The 16,862-nt window shown below is 62.8% G+C and carries 14 protein-coding genes; 5 read left to right on the forward strand and 9 right to left on the reverse strand.

The window, feature by feature from the left end:
• Nucleotides 1-14: 14 nt before the first annotated feature.
• Nucleotides 15-1,409 carry an L-serine ammonia-lyase gene (locus ACEN8U_RS08620; protein ID WP_310108039.1) on the reverse strand — a complete coding sequence of 465 codons (1,395 nt, stop codon included), beginning with the start codon at nucleotides 1,407-1,409 and terminating at the stop codon, nucleotides 15-17.
• Between the two features lie 304 nt (nucleotides 1,410-1,713).
• Here ACEN8U_RS08620 and ACEN8U_RS08625 point away from each other — a divergent pair, with 304 nt between their 5' ends.
• Nucleotides 1,714-2,796 carry a GlxA family transcriptional regulator gene (locus ACEN8U_RS08625; RefSeq protein ID WP_013592271.1) on the forward strand — a complete coding sequence of 361 codons (1,083 nt, stop codon included), beginning with the start codon at nucleotides 1,714-1,716 and terminating at the stop codon, nucleotides 2,794-2,796.
• Nucleotides 2,797-2,931: 135 nt separating this feature from the next.
• Here the strand turns inward: ACEN8U_RS08625 and ACEN8U_RS08630 are convergent, their stop codons facing one another.
• From ACEN8U_RS08630 to ACEN8U_RS08650, 5 genes are all read right to left on the reverse strand, one after another.
• Nucleotides 2,932-3,876, reverse strand: coding sequence for a choline ABC transporter substrate-binding protein (locus ACEN8U_RS08630; protein WP_013592270.1), 945 nt, complete (start codon nucleotides 3,874-3,876; stop codon nucleotides 2,932-2,934).
• Between the two features lie 46 nt (nucleotides 3,877-3,922).
• Nucleotides 3,923-4,921, reverse strand: a complete 999-nt coding sequence (locus ACEN8U_RS08635) for a GlxA family transcriptional regulator (protein ID WP_013592269.1) — start codon at nucleotides 4,919-4,921, stop codon at nucleotides 3,923-3,925.
• A 7-nt stretch (nucleotides 4,922-4,928) separates the two neighbouring features.
• Nucleotides 4,929-5,831: a choline ABC transporter permease subunit gene (gene choW, locus ACEN8U_RS08640; protein WP_013592268.1), complete on the reverse strand. Its 903-nt coding sequence runs from the start codon at nucleotides 5,829-5,831 to the stop codon at nucleotides 4,929-4,931.
• Entirely contained in the window at nucleotides 5,824-7,005 is a 1,182-nt protein-coding gene (locus tag ACEN8U_RS08645; protein WP_013592267.1) for a quaternary amine ABC transporter ATP-binding protein, read from the reverse strand. The genes choW and ACEN8U_RS08645 overlap by 8 nt, the downstream gene beginning before the upstream one ends.
• Before the next feature lie 593 nt (nucleotides 7,006-7,598).
• On the reverse strand, nucleotides 7,599-7,916 hold the full coding sequence (locus ACEN8U_RS08650; RefSeq protein WP_310108040.1) for a DUF4148 domain-containing protein: 318 nt from the start codon (nucleotides 7,914-7,916) through the stop codon (nucleotides 7,599-7,601).
• Nucleotides 7,917-8,279: 363 nt separating this feature from the next.
• On the opposite strand from ACEN8U_RS08650, the gene ACEN8U_RS08655 reads away from it, so the two are divergent.
• A complete protein-coding gene (locus tag ACEN8U_RS08655; protein ID WP_014973409.1) occupies nucleotides 8,280-8,648 on the forward strand; it encodes a BON domain-containing protein in 369 nt (122 codons plus the stop codon).
• Nucleotides 8,649-8,799: 151 nt separating this feature from the next.
• Here ACEN8U_RS08655 and ACEN8U_RS08660 read toward each other — a convergent pair whose 3' ends face one another.
• The gene (locus ACEN8U_RS08660; protein WP_310108041.1) at nucleotides 8,800-9,816 is read right to left on the reverse strand and encodes an SDR family oxidoreductase; all 1,017 of its coding nucleotides are present in this window, start codon (nucleotides 9,814-9,816) and stop codon (nucleotides 8,800-8,802) included.
• Nucleotides 9,817-10,121: 305 nt separating this feature from the next.
• On the opposite strand from ACEN8U_RS08660, the gene ACEN8U_RS08665 reads away from it, so the two are divergent.
• Nucleotides 10,122-10,811, forward strand: coding sequence for an HAD family phosphatase (locus tag ACEN8U_RS08665; protein WP_310108042.1), 690 nt, complete (start codon nucleotides 10,122-10,124; stop codon nucleotides 10,809-10,811).
• Nucleotides 10,812-10,818: 7 nt separating this feature from the next.
• On the opposite strand, the gene ACEN8U_RS08670 is transcribed toward ACEN8U_RS08665, so the two are convergent.
• Together ACEN8U_RS08670 and ACEN8U_RS08675 are read right to left on the reverse strand one after the other, a co-directional pair.
• A complete protein-coding gene (locus ACEN8U_RS08670) occupies nucleotides 10,819-11,211 on the reverse strand; it encodes a carboxymuconolactone decarboxylase family protein (RefSeq protein WP_013592262.1) in 393 nt (130 codons plus the stop codon).
• Nucleotides 11,212-11,327: 116 nt separating this feature from the next.
• The gene (locus tag ACEN8U_RS08675; RefSeq protein WP_310108044.1) at nucleotides 11,328-12,884 is read right to left on the reverse strand and encodes an NADH-quinone oxidoreductase subunit M; all 1,557 of its coding nucleotides are present in this window, start codon (nucleotides 12,882-12,884) and stop codon (nucleotides 11,328-11,330) included.
• A gap of 650 nt (nucleotides 12,885-13,534) precedes the next feature.
• Here ACEN8U_RS08675 and ACEN8U_RS08680 point away from each other — a divergent pair.
• Nucleotides 13,535-14,290: an ABC transporter ATP-binding protein gene (locus ACEN8U_RS08680; RefSeq protein WP_310108046.1), complete on the forward strand. Its 756-nt coding sequence runs from the start codon at nucleotides 13,535-13,537 to the stop codon at nucleotides 14,288-14,290.
• Entirely contained in the window at nucleotides 14,277-16,850 is a 2,574-nt protein-coding gene (locus ACEN8U_RS08685; RefSeq protein WP_310108048.1) for an ABC transporter permease, read from the forward strand. The genes ACEN8U_RS08680 and ACEN8U_RS08685 overlap by 14 nt, the downstream gene beginning before the upstream one ends.
• The last annotated feature ends 12 nt before the right edge of the window (nucleotides 16,851-16,862 follow it).

The following is a 16,862-nucleotide window of genomic DNA, read 5'->3' on the forward strand; positions in this document are numbered from 1 at the left end:
ATGCAAAGCGGGGTTCAACATTCGATGACGTTCACGGCGAGTCCGCCGCGCGACGTTTCCTTATATTTCGTCTTCATGTCCGCGCCGGTTTCGCGCATCGTCTTGATGACGTTATCGAGCGACACGTAGTGCTGGCCGTCGCCCTTCATCGCCATACGGGCTGCGTTGATCGCCTTGATCGCGCCCATTGCATTGCGCTCGATGCAGGGAATCTGCACGAGTCCGCCAACGGGATCGCAGGTCATGCCGAGGTTGTGCTCCATGCCGATTTCAGCGGCGTTTTCAACCTGCGTGGGCGTGCCGCCCATGACGGCCGCGAGCGCTGCGGCAGCCATCGAGCAGGCCACGCCGACTTCGCCCTGGCAGCCGACTTCGGCGCCTGAAATCGAGGCGGTTTCTTTATAGATGATGCCGATCGCCGCCGCCGTCAGCAGGAAGTTGACAATGCCTTCGTCGTTCGACGCGTGCATGAACTTCACGTAGTAGTGCAGCACGGCGGGAATCACGCCGGCCGCGCCGTTGGTGGGTGCGGTGACGACGCGGCCGCCTGCAGCGTTTTCCTCGTTGACCGCCATCGCGTAGAGATTGACCCAGTCGAGCATGGAAAGCGGATCGCGCAGCGACTCTTCCGAGCGCGAACGCAACTGCGCAGAGAGGTCGGCGGCGCGGCGCTTCACATGCATCGGGCCGGGCAGTTCGCCGCGCACCTTGCAGCCGCGTTCGACGCAAGCCGCCATCGTGCGCCAGATGGCGAGCAGTCCTTCTCGCACTTCGCTTTCGGGCCGCGCGGCGCATTCGTTTTCCAGCGTGACCTGTGCGATGGACAGGCCGCTCTCCCGGCACACGCGCATCAGATCGTCGCCGGTGCGAAACGGGTACGGCACTTCGGCGCCGGCGCGCACGCCGTTCACGCGGTCGCCCTCGCGATTCACCACGAAGCCGCCACCAATCGAGTAATACTCTTTTTCGACGAGCAGTTGCCCGTTTTCGTCGAAAGCCTGAAAGCGCATGCCGTTCGGATGCACGATGCTCGAGCCCGGCGCGCCCGGCATCAGCTTGCGGAAGAAGCCGAGGTGCTCGCGCTCGTCGAATTTGACCGTGTGCTTACCGAGGAGCGCAAGCTGCTTCGTCTCGCGAATCGCGGCAAGGCGCGGCTCGATCACGTCGGGGTCGATCAGTTCGGGCAGATTGCCTTCGAGTCCGAGCAATACCGCCTTGTCGGTGCCGTGGCCCTTGCCGGTCGCGCCCAGCGAGCCGAACAGTTCGACCTTCACGCGGCGCACGAAGGCGAGCAGATTGGCATCTTCGATATGCGACGCAAAACGGCAAGCAGCGATCATCGGCCCGACCGTGTGCGAGCTTGAAGGACCGATACCGATCTTGAAGAGATCGAAGACGCTGACGTTCATGGCGTGCCTTGTGCGTTGCAATACTTGGGGTGGCGGGATTTACCTTGGAACAGGCCCTATTGCACCGCACGTCAAATTGAATCGATAGAATAAAAACGGCATGGCAGTGGGATAGTGGCGCCAGACGCCGGGCGCGCCAAGCGCGGCGGCGCATTTGCGAAAGCTTCTGACGTATTTTCGACAGGTACTGCGTTGGCGGCGGCAGTTCCGGTTGCCGGGCCGGGCCGCGGGCATTACGATGCATGCCGCGCCGGGACCCGGTGCTATGCTTGGCTTAACCCCTTTCTCGCTCCGGCTGCATTGCATGAACTCCGCTGAATCGCTTCCCCTTCAATCCATCGACGGTGCGCCCAAGCAGCGCATCCGCTTCGGCATCATTCTTCTGCCGAACTTCACGCTGACGGCGTTCTCAGGTTTCGTCGACCTGCTGCGTCTGTCCGCGGACGAAGGCGATTTCAGCAAACCGGTGCGCTGCTCATGGAGCGTCATAGGGGAAACCCTTGCTCCGGTGCGCGCGAGCTGCGGCATTCAGATCACGCCTTGGGAAACCTTCGACACCGCCGAGCCGTTCGATTACGTGGTCGTAGTGGGCGGGTTGCTGCATTCGGGACCGGCTGCGAGCGACGCGACGCTCGCGTTTATCCGGCGCGCTGCGGCGACGGATGCGACACTCGTCGGCATGTGCACGGGCGTCTTTTCGCTCATGCGCGCGGGCGTGCTGGACGGTTATCGCATCTGCGTGAGCTGGTTTCACTACTGGGATTTCATCGAGCGTTTTCCGGCGGTGAATGAAGAGTCGCTGGTAGCCGACCGGCTCTTCGTAATCGACCGGCGGCGCATTACGTGTTCCGGCGGCCGGGCGTCGATCGACGTGGCCGCGGCCATCCTGCTGCGCCACTTCGAAACCGCGACCGTGCAGAAAGCGCTGCGCATTCTGCTCGTCGACGACATGCAGAAAGGCAACGCGCCGCAGCCTCATCCGCCAGGGCTCGCACCCGCCACGCATCCCAAGGTCAAGCGCGCGATCCTGCTGATGGAACAGCACGTGGGACGTTCCCTCTCGCTCGAGGAACTGGCGCGCAAGCTCGATCTGTCGCCGCGTCAGCTGGAGCGGCTTTTCAAGGCTGAAACCGGCAAGGCGCCGCAGGCTTACGCGAAGCAGGTGCGCTTGCGCACCGCCGCGTGGTTGCTGACGAGTTCGGACAAGACCGTGGCCGATATTGCGTCGAGCTGCGGCTTTTCCGATGCGTCGCATCTGGGCCGCGAATTTCGCAAACAATTCGGCCTGCCGCCGATGATGTACCGCGAGCAGCGCGGCACGGCAGCTGAAGCAGAATCCGGTGCGGATTATGACGAGACGTTTCCGGGGCGGGCTCAGGCGATTTGATGCCCTGATCCAAGGGCTTTAATCGCGGCCTTTGATTTGAGCCCTTTATTCATGGGTCGAATCTGCAGTTGACCCGTGAATTGCATTCCGCTGCAGGAGCTTCGCGCCGCAGCGCGCGGCGCGAAAACTCATCCATCACTTTCCTGCCACATACGCCTTCACAGCCGGCAAACCATCCTTGCCGTCGAACGTCTTGACGCCCGCGAGCCACTGGTCGAGTACCGCGGGGTTCGCCTTCAGCCACTCGCGCGCGGCCTTGTTCGGATCGACCTTGTTCATGATCGGCAGCATCACGTGGTTCTCGATATCCGTCGTGAAGTGCAGATTCGACACCAGTTTCGCGACGTTCGGGCAGCGCGTCGAATAATCGGTCGGCGTAACCGTCATCACTTTTGCTTCGCCGTAGTTCGGACCGAAGACGTCGTCGCCGCCGGACAGGTAGTCGATCTTCATCTGCACGTTCATCGGATGCGGCTCCCAGCCGAGGAACACGATCGGTTTCTTGTCGCGGATCGCGCGGTTCACCTCGACCAGCATGCCGGCCTCGCTCGACTCCACGAGCTTGAACTTGCCCAGTCCATACTGGTTCGTGTCGATCATCTTCTTGATGAGCGCATTGCCGTCGTTACCCGGCTCGATGCCATAGATCTTGCCGCCAAGCTTGTCGTAGTTCTTCGCGATGTCGGCGAACGACTTGATGCCTGCCTGGTACGCGTAATCGGGCACCGCCAGCGTGTATTTCGCGCCCGTCAGGTTCGGTGTCGGCAGCACACTCACCTGGCCCGCCTTTTTGAACGGGTCGATCATCGGGTCCATGGTCGGCGACCAGTAGCCGAGGAATACGTCGATCTGCTTGCTCTTCACACCGGCGAAGGTGATCGGCACCGATGCAATCGTCTTGGTCGGCTTGTAGCCAAGTCCCTCGAGCACCGTCGACGCAAGCCCGGTCGTGGCTGCAATGTCGGACCAGCCGACGTCGGCAAAGCGGACGTCGCGGCAGGCCGCGGGTTCGGCGGCTACAACGGAAGTGACGGACGATACAGACAGCGCGCACAACGACGCAGCCCACAAACGTTTCATGGCGGTTCCTCAGGGTCTCAGGGTGGTTGATACGTGACGGGTATTGTTATGCCGACAGCCGCCGCTCGACGCTCGGCGCATGACCGAACTGCGCGCGATATGCCTTGCTGAAATGGCACGGCGAATGAAATCCGCAGACCGCCGTGACGCGTGCAATCGAGGCATCGGTGTTGCGCAGCAGTTCACGTGCGCGCCGCAGACGCAGCGTCAGGTAATAGTGCGTCGGCGACACGCTCAGGAACATCTTGAACATACGCTGCAAATGCCGCTGAGAGAGATGCACGAGCCGCGCGAGTTCGTCGAGCGAGAGCGGCTCTTCGATGTTCGCCTCCATCAGCCGCACGACTTCGATCAGCTCGGCGCGTGTGAAGCCGACGCGTGCATCGACGGGAATGTGCTGGTAGTCCGTCGAACCGCGAATCCTCTCCACGATGAACTGCTCGGACACCTGCGCGGCCACCGCATGGCCGAGACGCATACCGACCAGATTCAGCATCAGATCGAGCGGCGCGGTGCCGCCCGTGCAGGTCATGCGATCGCGGTCGATCACAAAGAGTTCGTCGGCGAAACGCACATGCGGATAGCTCTTGTGCAGCGGCGACATGTCTTCCCAATGCACCGTGCAGCGATAGCCGTCGAGCAAGCCTGCGGCGAGGAGCGCGTAGGGTCCGGTGCAGATGCCGCCAAGCGGTATGCCCTGAGCCGCGACTTCGCGCAGCAGTGCGATCACCGTGTCGTCCACGTAATCGCGCACGTGCCAGCCGGCGCAGACGATCAGCACGTCCGGCATGCCGGCTTGCGCGAGCGTCACGGTGGGCTTCACCGTGATGCCGTTGCTCGCTCGCGCCGGCTCGCCGTCAGGCGTGATGACGGACCACGTGTAGTGCTCCGCGCGGCCCACGTAGTTGGCCATGCGCAGCACCTCGACCGCGCTCGTGAACGCGATCATCGAAAAGTTCGGCAACGTCAGGAAGCCGACGTGCGCGAGCCGTGAAAGCGGCGAATCGGATGGCGCCTCGAGCTGGGTGATCGCGTCGCGCTTCATGGGCGGCTCAGCTGTGCTGCGCCGCCGGCGCGCGGCGCACCTTCATGAGATTGCGCAACCCCGAGAACAGCGGCGCACGTGCCATGCCCGGCGAGCGGCCAAAACTCTCGGTGATGCGGTCCAGAATGATCGCGAGCATCACCACCGACAATCCGCTCTCGAAGCCGAGCCCGATGTCGAGGCGCTGAATGCTGGCGAGCACGTCGTTGCCGAGACCGCCTGCGCCCACCATCGACGCGATGATCACCATCGACAAGGCCATCATGATGGTCTGGTTGACACCGGTCATGATCGACGGCAGTGCGTTCGGAAACTGCACCTTGTACAGTAGTTGCCACGGCGTGCAGCCGAACGCCTGCCCTGCTTCGACAATTTCGCGGTTCACATGCTTGATGCCGAGCGACGTGAGACGCACAGCAGGGGGCATCGCGAAGATCACAGTGGACAGAATGCCGGGCACGCGGCCAAGACCGAACAACATGGCGGCCGGAATCAGATAGACGAATGCAGGCATGGTCTGCATCAGATCGAGCACCGGGCGCACCATCATTTCGACGGTGCGGCTCTTCGCGGTCCAGATGCCGAGCGGCACGCCGAGCACGAGGCTGATGAAGGTGGACGAGAGCGTGAGGCCGAGCGTGATCACCATCTGATCCCAGAAGCCTGTGCCGTAGATGAGCAACATGGCGAGCAAGGTGAAAAGCGCGAACCGCCAACCCACCCGCCACAAGCCGATGCCGACGAAAAATGCCATCAGCGCCCACATCGGCACCGCTTGCAGACTGTGCTCGACGACAGCCGCGAAACTCTCGATCATCTTGCCGATGGAATCGAAAGTCTTTGCGTCGTGGTCCAGAAGATAGTGAACGCCGTGATCGACCCAGGCGCCAAGTGGAATGATTTCAGACATGGGAACCTCGATGGCGCGTGAGAACGTGCAGCACGTTCGTCTTGTTGACCGAACCACAGTAGGAGCCGTCCGCTTCGACGACCGGCAAGGGAGCGCGGCTCGCGACCACGCGTTGGACCACATCGTCTAGCGGCGTGGTACGTCGGATGCACTCGACGTAATTCAGTTTCGGCGACGCATTGCCTGCTTCGTCGCGGCACACGAAGCCGCGAAACTTGCGCTCGCCGTCGAGCACGAACGCGTATTCGGCGCTGCCGTTCAGCGTCGCCGCCACGCTGGAGGCGTCGATCTGCGGCGAGTGCGAATGCATGAGCGGCACCGCATCGGTCTGCATCAGATCGCCCGCCGTCAGATAGCGGCTTGTATCGATGCCTTCGAAGAACGCGCGGACGTAATCGTCGGCGGGGTTGGTGATGATCTCCTGCGGGGTGCCGATCTGCACCACCTTGCCGCCTTCCATGATCGCGATGCGTGTACCGATGCGCATGGCCTCTTCGAGATCGTGAGACACGAACAGGATGGTGCGCTGCTGCTCGCGTTGCAGATCCAGCAACACGTTCTGCATTTCCTTGCGCTTGAGCGGATCGAGCGCGGAAAACGCTTCGTCCATGATCATCAGCGAGGGGTTGACCGCCAGCGCCCGTGCGAGGCCCACGCGCTGCTGCATGCCGCCCGACAGCTGCGCGGGAAGCTTTTGCGCGAAGGGCGCGAGGCCGACCTGCTCGAGCACGGTCATCGCGCGCGCCTCGCGCTCCTTGCGGCCCACGCCCGCCACCTCGAGCCCGAAGGCCGCGTTGGACAGCACCGTGCGTTGCGGCATCAGCGCGAAGGACTGGAACACCATGCTCATGTCCTTGCGACGCAGCGCCGTCAATTCGGAGCGCGGCACGCTGGCCACGTCGCGCCCGTCGATCAGCACCTTGCCTGCCGACGGTTCCACCAGCCGGTTGATGAGGCGAATCAGTGTCGACTTGCCCGAGCCGGAGAGGCCCATCAGCACGAAGATCTCGCCTTCCTTGACTTCGAAGGAAACGTTGTGAACGCCGACGATCTGGCCGGTGCGCGCGAATACCTCTTCTTTCGTAGCGCCTCCTGCGAGCATGCCGAGCGCCTGTTTCGGGTTAGTGCCGAACACCTTGCACAGCCCTTCAACCACGACCTTGGGGGAATTCATTGAAATGCTCTCCTTTGTCGACCGGAGTTAGTGCGAAGCACTTACTCCGGTCCCATGCAACGCTGTCGACCTGAGTTCGAGCAAAGCACCTGCTCCGATCTTATGCAAAGCTGCGTGGCGGACGCCGTCCGCGCTGTGCATACATAGTTGCCAGAAAAAAGTACGCCTAGCCGACTATTTGCGACAACCACATGTGGAAATACGACACCCATGTCGCACGCGCACTGTTGCGTCCCGCTCGGATCCTTGCTGGGCAAGGGTTTCGGCGATATGGCGTGCGGCTTACGGCGATGTCGTTCCAAGGCAAATGAAGGGTTTCACGCCGCAAAAAGGGCGTGGGAATATGAGGGGTGGCGTTCCGCGCTGCAACAACGCATCGGCAAGTCGGCTGTCCGGTTGCCGCGACCGGCATCTGTCCGGTTGCGCACGGTGTGCAAAGCCACGTGGTTATTGGGCTGCGCCATAACTCGGACAAAACGGCGGCGCCATCCACCGCGCGTGAACGGATCATAGCGGCGCTTGTATGCGGGGATCAGTTTGCGCCGTGCAGCACGACTCTCGCGCGGCACGGCTCCGACGATTACGGGTTAATCCTACTGGCTCGCGCCCGTGCCGATGCCAGCCTTCTTCTGCGCCTTCTGAAGGTCGTTCGGATAGTTAGGGTCGTTGCGCGAGGGCTGATAGCCGGCATCTTCGAGCTTCTTCAACTCCGCGTTCTTTTTCGCCCGAGCCTGCTTGCGTGCCGCTTTGCGTTCGGCTTTGGTCGGCTTGGCGGTGCCCGTCGCGCCGGGTTGAGCAGTTTGCGCGTCAGTGTCGGTCGTGGTTTGTGCGGCTGCTAGTGGCACGCCTCCCGCTAGCAGCGCCGCTGCTACAAGGCCGAGCATGATCTGTTTCATGGCAATGCGCTTCATGGCTGACTCCTCTTAAGTTGGCAATCGCATTCAGGTTGTTCGCAACGCATCGTTCACTGCAGCGGATACCGCGCGATGCCACGCACGGCTCGCGCTCAGAGCTTAATGCCAAACCGCGAATCGCGTACGGCTGCATGCCCGCAAAGACCGTTTATGCAGACCGATTGACGCTCATGCACGGCGACCCGGCCGGTGCAATTAGCAGGCCTGAACGGATCGGCTTGCGCTCAAGCGGATGAGTGCTCGCGAGAGCCAGTTTTTCCAGCATGAGCGCGCGTGCTGGACTATTGTTTAAGCGCGCCGGGCAGGCGTGAGGTTTCTTGCATGCAACGAACGACATTAACTTTTCAAGGATGGAGAAACGTGAAAACAGTCAATCTTTTGAAGGCGCTCGGCATTGCATTGTGTCTCGCGACGGTGTCGAGTGCTTATGCGCAATCGAGCGACGCGACAGACTCCGGCACGACCGCGTCCACGACTTCGCGCACAAAAACGGTGAAAAAAGCGGACCGCAAGCTCGGTCTCGACGTGCGTAAAGCGCTCTCGAAGACTCAAGGCTTCGACGTGTCGAACGTATATGTTCGGGCTCGCGGCGGCGCAGTCACGTTGACAGGAACAGTGCCTGACGCCGCGCAGATTCCTCAGGCCGAGGACGCGGCGAAGAGCGTAGCCGGCGTGAAATCGGTATCCAACAAGCTGACCGTGGCAACGCCCAACGGCGGAGGAGGCTAAGCAGCTCGCCAGGTTAGCGGACCTGCTGCCGGATTGCATCGGACCACGAAGGGTTGCGCCGCGGCTGCATCAGCGGTGTGTCAGCACTGCTTTTGTGCATGCGCGGGGCACCCTTTTCCCGCTATATGAACCGCAGAACGCGGCACGCCGCTCACACGCGCCCCGCATGCGACGACTTCACGTAGCGCGCGAGCATCCACACCGCCGCGGCGCCGGCAGCGAGCAACGCAGTCTGCCGCGGATGCATCGACGCCTGCGTGTAGAGACTGGACTCCAGCACACGGCGCTTCTGCACCGAACGCTCGCGCAATGCGCCATCGGCGCCATGATTGCCGGATGGGGTGCGCGGCGGTTCATTCGTGCGTTGCGAAGATATGCCGAAGCGGCTCATCACGCGGTCATAAAGACTCGGCGCCCGACGCGCGAACGTCACCATGGCTGCCGATGCACCGCCCACATAGAGATCGCGAACTGGCGTGCTCGCCGCATGCAGGATCGCCTTCGCGACAATGTCCGGTGCATAGACCGGCGGCGGCAGCTTGGGCTGCACGTCGAGGTGATTGCGCGCGTGCTCGACGAACTGCGTATGAATGCCCGACGGTTTGATCAAGGTGACTGAGACCGGCGCGCGCTCTTCGATCAATTCCATGCGCAACGCGTCGGTATAACCCTTCACGGCATGCTTCGACGCGACGTAAGCGGCCTGCAACGGCAAGGCGATATCGGACAACTCGCTGCCGAGATTGATGAGCGCACCGCCCTGCTGCTTGAGATGCGCAAGCGCAATCATCGACCCTTGCACGACACCCCAGAAGTTCGTCTCGAACAACGCCTTCTGCTCGTCGATGGGCACATCCGGGCAACGTCCGAAGATCGACGTGCCCGCGTTGTTGACCCACGTGTCGAATCCGCCGAAACGTGCGATGGCCTGATCCGCCGCCGCCTGCAGCTGCGCGGCATTGCCCACGTCGGCGACGGCATATTCGACGAGCGCGCCCTGGTCCCGCAGTTGCGTGGCGAGTGTTGCGAGCGCCTCCTCGTCGCGCGCAATCAGCATCAGGCGCGCGCCTCTGCTCGCAGCGAGGCGTGCGGTCGCAAGACCAATGCCGCTCGTTGCACCGGTAATGACGACGACCTGCTGGGCGATCGGTTTGAGCTTCACTGTCATGGCAAAGTCCTCGATAGGTGACGGGTCGCGGCGCGCCGGCCTCAAGGCCGCGCGCTCTGCGAAGTACGTTCGCCTGAAGCAGCATTCGTCGTGCCGCGCGGCCTGTGCGAGCTATCCCCCGCGGGGGCGCCGCCACCGCAGCGTCTGAAACGGTTACGCGATTGGATCGCCAATCGGCAGCGGTCGTCATATGCGTGCCCTTAATTCTTGATCGCCGAATGCGTCGATGGGCGCAGCTTGCCGGGACTGCCGCGGTCCCTTGAGGTATCCTTGCCGGTTCCGCGACTCTTTCCGTACCCTGCCCGATGGCCGATTTTCCCTTCGACGCCGTACTCTTCGACTGCGACGGCGTACTCGTCGACTCAGAACCGATTACCAACCGCGTGCTCACCGAGATGCTCGGCGAGCTGGGCTGGCAATTGAGCGTTGAGGAAACCATGCGGATTTTCGTCGGCAAGGCGGTGAGAGACGAAGCACCGTTGATCGAAGCACGCACGGGCGTTGCGATTACGGCCGACTGGTTGATGCAATTCCGTGAGCGCCGCAATGCTGCGCTCGACAAAGAATTGACCGCCATTCCGGGTGCCGCTACCGCGGTACGCTCGCTTCACGACGGCTTGAATGGGCGCATTGCTGTCGCATCCGGCGCAGACCGCATCAAGGTGGAATTGCAGCTGAACAAGGCGGGCATTCTGGAGTGCTTCGAAGGGCGCATCTTTAGCGGCCACGAAATGCCGCACAGCAAGCCGTTTCCGGATGTGTATCTGGCGGCGGCAGCGGCGCTGAAAGTCGAACCGGCTCGCTGTGCCGTTGTGGAAGACACGGTGACGGGCGCGAAGGCCGGGGTCGCCGCGGGCGCGACGGTGTTCGGCTATTGTCCGAACGAACTGGGGCACAGCAGCGCCGACGCATTGCGTGCGGTCGGCGTGGTTCAGGTGTTCAGGGACATGGAGGACCTGCCCCGTGTGTTGTCCGCCTGGCGGCGCGCGGCTTGAGACCGGGCTATTCGAACGCTGCGTCGATCGGGACCCGATAGCCTACCGCGAGGCGGTTGGTTTCGTTAGCCATGCCAACTATGGCAAGCAGCTCGCCGAACATGTCGTCGGTCATGCCTGCACGGCGAGCGGCGGCCGTGTGGCTCGCGACGCAATAGCCGCAGTTGTTCGTCACACTCACGGCAACGTACAGCAACTCTTTCACCAGCGGATCGAGTGCGCCCGGCGCCATGACTTCCTTCAGGCTGTCCCACGTGCGGGCGAGAGTCGGCGGATGCTGCGCGATGTACTTCCAGAAGTTGTTGACGTCGTCGACCTGGCGCGTCTCCTTGATGTCGTCGTAGACTGCTTTCACTTCCTGCGACGCTGCAGCGTACTCGACAGGCTTTTGCTGACTCATAGGCTCTCCTTTGCGTGACTGCTTGAAAAGCGCGCTTCGCGCGGCGTTGGGCATGCGCGGCCATTATGCGCGCGCTTTCACCGGGCGCGAAGCAGCATCACGTTGGCAGACCGCCCTCACCCCGGCGTGTGCGCAGTCGCAGTAGCCGCTGCGGGCGCCGCCGCTTGCAGATGCTGACTGCCCTCGACGGGCGCCGACTCCGCAGGACGGGTGGAACGCTCCGATTGCGCGAGCAGCGTACCCACGGACGGATCGATCGCATCGGTAAAAGGCTTGGGATCGACTCCGATTGCGAGCACGAGCAACGCCATCGCGCCCAGCAGCACGAGCTCGCGCTTGCCGAGGTCCTTCAATGCGGCGACTCGCGCATTTGCGATCGCGCCGAAAACCACGCGCTTATACATCCACAACGTATAGGCTGCGCTCAGAATCAGCGTCGAGGCCGCTATCGCGCCGATCCAGAAGTTGAAGCGGACCGTGCCCATCAACACCATGAACTCGCCGACAAAACCCGAGGTGCCGGGCAGACCGATATTGGCCATCGAGAACAACATCACGAATGCGGCGAAACGCGGCATGGTGTTCGCCACGCCACCGTACCCGTCAATAGCTGCGGTCTTCGTGCGATCGTAGAGCATGCCCGTGCACAACAGCATGGCGCCCGACACGACACCATACGACAGCATCTGCACAACCGCTCCGGCCTGGCCGATACGGTTGAAAACGAAAAGCCCCAGCGTGACGAGCCCCATGTGCGCCACCGTCGAGTAGGCAAGCAGGCGGCGCATGTCGGTCTGCACGAGCGCGAGCAGGCTCGCGTAGACGACGGCGACGAGCGAGAGCGTGATCATCATCGGTGCAAAAAAGTGGCTTGCCTGCGGTGCGATCGGCAATGCGAAGCGCAGCAGGCCGTAGCCGCCGAGCTTCAGCATGCCGATCATCACTGCCGCACCAGTGGGGCCGTCGAGGTGTACGTCGGGCAACCACGTATGCAGCGGCCACATCGGCACTTTCACGCCAAATGCCGCGAGAAAGCCGAGAAAGATCAAAACTTGCGGCATGGTGCCGAGTCGCGTTTCGCGCCACAACGCAAGGTCGAAGCTATGCGTCTGGCTGTAGAGATACAGCATCGACATCAGCATCATCAGCGAGCCGAGAAACGATACGAAGAAGAACTTCACCGCGGCGTAGGAACGGTTGGATTGCCCCCATGTGCCTATCAGCAGGTAAAGCGGAATCAACGTGGCCTCGAACGAGACGAAGAACAGCATGCCGTCGAGCGAAGTGAAGACGCCTTGCATGAAACCCGACAACATTAGAAACGCGCCAAAGTACTGCGCGGTTCGCCCGGTGATCGACTCCCACGAAGCGATCACGATGATGATCGTCGTCAGCGCGGTCAGCGCGACAAGCCAGAGCGAAATGCCGTCGACGCCCACGTGCCACGCAATGTCGAACGTCGGCGACCACCTGATGTTTTCGACGAACTGCATCGACGTCACGTCGTTGCGGAAATTCGCCACGAGCGGAACGACCGGCACGAAGCCCGCGATCGCGCCGATCAAGGCGAGCCATCGCGTCCGACCGCGTGAGGTGTCCGAGCCGGCGCGCAATACCACGAGGCCGGCGACGATTGGGATCCAGATGAGAAGACTGAGAAGAGGCAATGGCATAGGCGCTGTCGGGAGCTTTGAGGTACAAAACGCCGCTTCAATGCTTTCTATTTAGAAAGCATTGAAACGAACATGTAGGCTTTAAATGGGGCGGGAAGGTGAACGTGCGATTGCCGGAGTTCACGTTTACCCGCAGTCGAACGGCAAGGGTGGGAGAGTACCAAGATAAGAATAATTTTGCATCGCAGCATTGCGCGAAAGGGCTGGTCAATGCGCGTTGGCGAACTCTGCCCCTTGCGGGATAAATAAAAATGTGCATCCGCACAATGAGTGAACCGCCCGCTGCGGTACCGTGCAATTGCAGCAAAAAGCCGTCTTTTGCCCATGATTCGGGAGAAGATCTGTCCGGGTTTGTCCCGCATTCGCATGCTCGGCATGCGGCTGGGTCGCGGATACGGCTTTGTGGGGTCTTGTTGCGCGGCCGCCGGCGCCCTTTCCCTGAATCGGTCAGAAATATTTTTGCCGGCGGCGAAGAGCCCATTGTCGGTCCCGCTCCCAGCAACCGCGCGCCGGGAGCGGCCGCTCGCGCAGCGGGCCGGTGCCCCCACGCACCTTACAGAAGCCGAATATACTCAGCGCTCAACGGGCCGAAAGCGGCGCGCTTCAGAGAAGTGAAACGCGGTCCTTCGGCCACATCTTGCGGACCCTGCATGCCGTTTCTTGACGAAGGTGTCGTTCCCGCGCTCGAGTGCCGCGGACTCAGCAAGGCATACGGCGCCGGCCGCATCGTGCTGGCGGATCTCGACTTCGCGCTCGCGCCCGGAGAATTCGTGGCGATCATGGGCGACTCCGGCGTCGGCAAATCGACGCTGCTCAATCTGATTGCCGGTCTCGACCGTGCGGACAGCGGAGAAGTGATGATTGGCGGCGCTGCGGTCTCGCGTCTGGACGACAATGCCGCAACGCGTTTGCGCCGGCATAAGCTCGGCTTCGTGTTTCAGGCCTTTCACGTGCTGCCTCATCTGACGCTTGCGCAGAATGTCGCGTTGCCTTTGCTCCTCAATGAATTGCCGGTTGCCGCCGCGCGCGAGATGCTCGCGTCCGTGGGACTCGAAGGCCGCGGCGACGATTTCCCGCGGCAACTGTCGGGCGGCGAACTGCAACGCGTTGCCATCGCGCGTGCCCTCGTGCATCGCCCCGCCTTGATTCTCGCCGACGAACCGACGGGCAACCTCGACCCCGATACCGCGCATGGCGTGCTCACGCTGTTTCGCGCCCAAAGCAAGGCGACCGGTGCGGCCACGATGATGGTCACCCACTCCGAGGCCGCTGCGGCCGTTGCCGACCGCGTGCTCATTCTCAGCGGAGGCGGCTTGCATCCTGCGCCCACATTGAAAACGCCGGTGTTTTCACGCGCGCAAGACCGCATACAGCCGCCTACCCGATCAACCGATGACGCCCGCTGACCGGCGCCGTCCAGCGCGCACGCACGGGCATCGGACGCTGACGCGCTGGCTGCTTGGCGCCGAATGGCGCAGTCAACGCGGCCGCGCGATCGTTGCGCTCGCAACGATCGCGCTAGGCGTGGCGCTCGGCTATGCGGTGCAACTGATCAACAGCGCGGCCTTCAACGAATTTTCCGCCGCCGCGCGCAGCCTCTCCGGCCAGGCGGATCTGCAAGTACGCGGCGTTCGAGCTTTCGTCGACGAGTCGGTTTACCCTCGCCTCGCCACAACCGCAGGCGTCGCGATTGCGAGTCCGGTTCTCGCGCTGGACGTCAGCGTGACTGACCATAACGCCACTTTGCCGGTGCTCGGCATCGACGTATTCCGGGCGAGCCGCATTGCGCCAGACCTGACCGGCGTGCCGTCACCCGAGCGGCCCTTCGACGCGCTCGCGTCCGACACGATTTTTCTTTCCACCGCCGCACAGCAATGGCTAGGCGCCAAAGCGGGCGATGAGCTCACGCTGCGCAACGGCACGTCTGTCGTGCAGCTGCGCGTGGCCGGCGGCATCGCGAGAACGCGGCCGGGTCAACGACTCGGGATCATGGATATCGCCGCTGTTCAATGGAAGTTCGGCATGGCGGGCAAGCTTTCGCGCGTGGACCTGCAACTTCAACGCGGCGTCGACCGTGAGCGCTTCAGGCGCGATTTGCAGAATCAACTGGGCGATCAATGGGTGATCGCCGAAGCGCGCGATGTCGACAGCCGCACTGACAGGCTCTCGCGTGCCTATCGAATCAATATGGACGTGCTCGCGCTGGTGGCGCTTTTCACCGGGGCGTTCCTCGTATTTTCGACGCAGGCGCTGAGCGTGGTGCGGCGCCGCGCGCAATTCGCGATGCTGCGCGTGCTGGGACTCACACGCGGCCGGCTGTTGCGACAGATTCTGCTGGAGGGCGCGCTGCTCGGCTTACTCGGTTCGCTTGGCGGTCTCGCGTTGGGTTACGCGCTCGCAGCAGGCGCCTTGCACTTCTTCGGCAGCGATCTCGGCGGTGGCTATTTTCCGGGCGTGCAACCTCAAGTCCACTTTGAGCCGCTCGCAAGCGCCGTGTTTCTCGCGCTCGGCGTCGCCGTGGCTGTGCTCGGCAGCCTCGCGCCAGCGCTCGAAGCGGCGCGCGCGCGACCGGCGGCGGCGCTCAAGGCGGGCGCCGCAGAAGGCGCGCTCGCGCGGCTCGCAACGCCGTGGCCTGCGTTGCTATGCCTTGTGAGCGGCGCAGTCCTGACGCAAGCACCGCCATTGTTCGACGCGCCCATTGCCGGTTACGCCGCCGTTGCACTGCTGCTGATCGGCGGAATTGCGCTGATGCCGCGCATCACCGCAGTCGTATTCGGTGTTGCAAGCCGTGCCCGTGCAGCGCGAGTGCGCAGCGGCGCGGTGGCTACGCTCGCGCTCGCGCGTCTCGCGAATGCCCCGGGTCACGCGTCGATTGCAATGGGCGGCGTGCTGTCGAGTTTCGCGCTGATCGTGGCGATGGCGATCATGGTGGCGAGCTTCCGTGTCTCTGTCGAGGACTGGCTGGTTCATCTGCTATCGGCCGATGTGTATGTGCGCGTCGCGCAAAACGGCGACACCGGCGGCCTGAGCCTCGATCAGCAGCGCCGGCTTGCCGCCGTGCCGGGCATCGCAAAGGCGGCATTCGCGCGCATCTCGCACATCACGCTCGACCCGGCGCGTCCCGACATCGCGCTACTTGCCCGCGAGATCGATGCGGCCGATCCTGGTGCGAATCTGCAAATGACCGGGCCGTTGCTGCCCCCTCGGGAATTGCATGACGGCGAGGTGGCTGTTTGGGTGTCCGAAGCAATGGTCGATTTATACGGCTATGCGCTCGGACAGCGGGTGCGACTGCCGCTTGGCGTACGCGGGCAAGTGTTCGTCGTCGCCGGCGTATGGCGTGACTATGTGCGGCAAAGCGGTGCGGTCCAGATGCGGCTCGCCGACTATCGCCGCCTCACCGCCGACATGAGCGCGACCGATGTCGCTGTGAGCGTCGCCCGAGACGTGAGCGTGGAACGCGTGATTGCGGGGCTCCGTGCACTGCCCTTTAGCGCGGCACTGGAGATTTCGCAGCCGGGCGACATTCGCGCGCGCACGCTCGTGATCTTCGACCGGAGCTTCGCGGTGACTTATCTTCTGGAAGCGGTCGCGATTGTTATCGGCTTGTTCGGCGTGGCGGCGACATTTTCCGCGCAGACGCTCGCACGGGCTCGCGAGTTCGGGATGCTGCGGCACGTCGGTGTGACGCGCTCGCAAATCCTCGCGATTCGCGCACTCGAAGGCGGCATGCTCACAGCGTGCGGCATTACGGTGGGCTTCGTCCTCGGGTTCGCAATCAGTCTGATTCTTGTATTCGTCGTTAATCCTCAGTCGTTTCATTGGACCATGTCGCTGCACGTTCCGTGGGCTATTCTCAGTACCGTTGCGGCGGTGATGCTGGCGTCGTCCTGCACGACGGCCGTGGTCGCCGGGCGTGGCGCCGTTTCCGTCGATGCTGTGCGCGCGGTCAAGGAGGACTGGTGATGCGAGCGGGGT

The organism is Paraburkholderia phenoliruptrix (assembly GCF_047325075.1).
GTDB classification, from domain to species: Bacteria; Pseudomonadota; Gammaproteobacteria; order Burkholderiales; family Burkholderiaceae; genus Paraburkholderia; species Paraburkholderia phenoliruptrix.

Excerpts from the sequence above, each read along its gene's own strand:
- ACEN8U_RS08665 (WP_310108042.1), top strand. The coding sequence starts at position 10,122 with ATGGCCGATTTTCCCTTCGACGCCGTACTCTTCGACTGCGACGGCGTA.
- ACEN8U_RS08645 (WP_013592267.1), bottom strand. The coding sequence starts at position 7,005 with ATGAATTCCCCCAAGGTCGTGGTTGAAGGGCTGTGCAAGGTGTTCGGC.
- choW (WP_013592268.1), bottom strand. The coding sequence starts at position 5,831 with ATGTCTGAAATCATTCCACTTGGCGCCTGGGTCGATCACGGCGTTCAC.
- ACEN8U_RS08685 (WP_310108048.1), top strand. The coding sequence starts at position 14,277 with ATGACGCCCGCTGACCGGCGCCGTCCAGCGCGCACGCACGGGCATCGG.
- ACEN8U_RS08650 (WP_310108040.1), bottom strand. The coding sequence starts at position 7,916 with ATGAAGCGCATTGCCATGAAACAGATCATGCTCGGCCTTGTAGCAGCG.
- ACEN8U_RS08660 (WP_310108041.1), bottom strand. The coding sequence starts at position 9,816 with ATGACAGTGAAGCTCAAACCGATCGCCCAGCAGGTCGTCGTCATTACC.
- ACEN8U_RS08680 (WP_310108046.1), top strand. The coding sequence starts at position 13,535 with ATGCCGTTTCTTGACGAAGGTGTCGTTCCCGCGCTCGAGTGCCGCGGA.
- ACEN8U_RS08620 (WP_310108039.1), bottom strand. The coding sequence starts at position 1,409 with ATGAACGTCAGCGTCTTCGATCTCTTCAAGATCGGTATCGGTCCTTCA.
- ACEN8U_RS08625 (WP_013592271.1), top strand. The coding sequence starts at position 1,714 with ATGAACTCCGCTGAATCGCTTCCCCTTCAATCCATCGACGGTGCGCCC.
- ACEN8U_RS08675 (WP_310108044.1), bottom strand. The coding sequence starts at position 12,884 with ATGCCATTGCCTCTTCTCAGTCTTCTCATCTGGATCCCAATCGTCGCC.
- ACEN8U_RS08630 (WP_013592270.1), bottom strand. The coding sequence starts at position 3,876 with ATGAAACGTTTGTGGGCTGCGTCGTTGTGCGCGCTGTCTGTATCGTCC.
- ACEN8U_RS08670 (WP_013592262.1), bottom strand. The coding sequence starts at position 11,211 with ATGAGTCAGCAAAAGCCTGTCGAGTACGCTGCAGCGTCGCAGGAAGTG.
- ACEN8U_RS08635 (WP_013592269.1), bottom strand. The coding sequence starts at position 4,921 with ATGAAGCGCGACGCGATCACCCAGCTCGAGGCGCCATCCGATTCGCCG.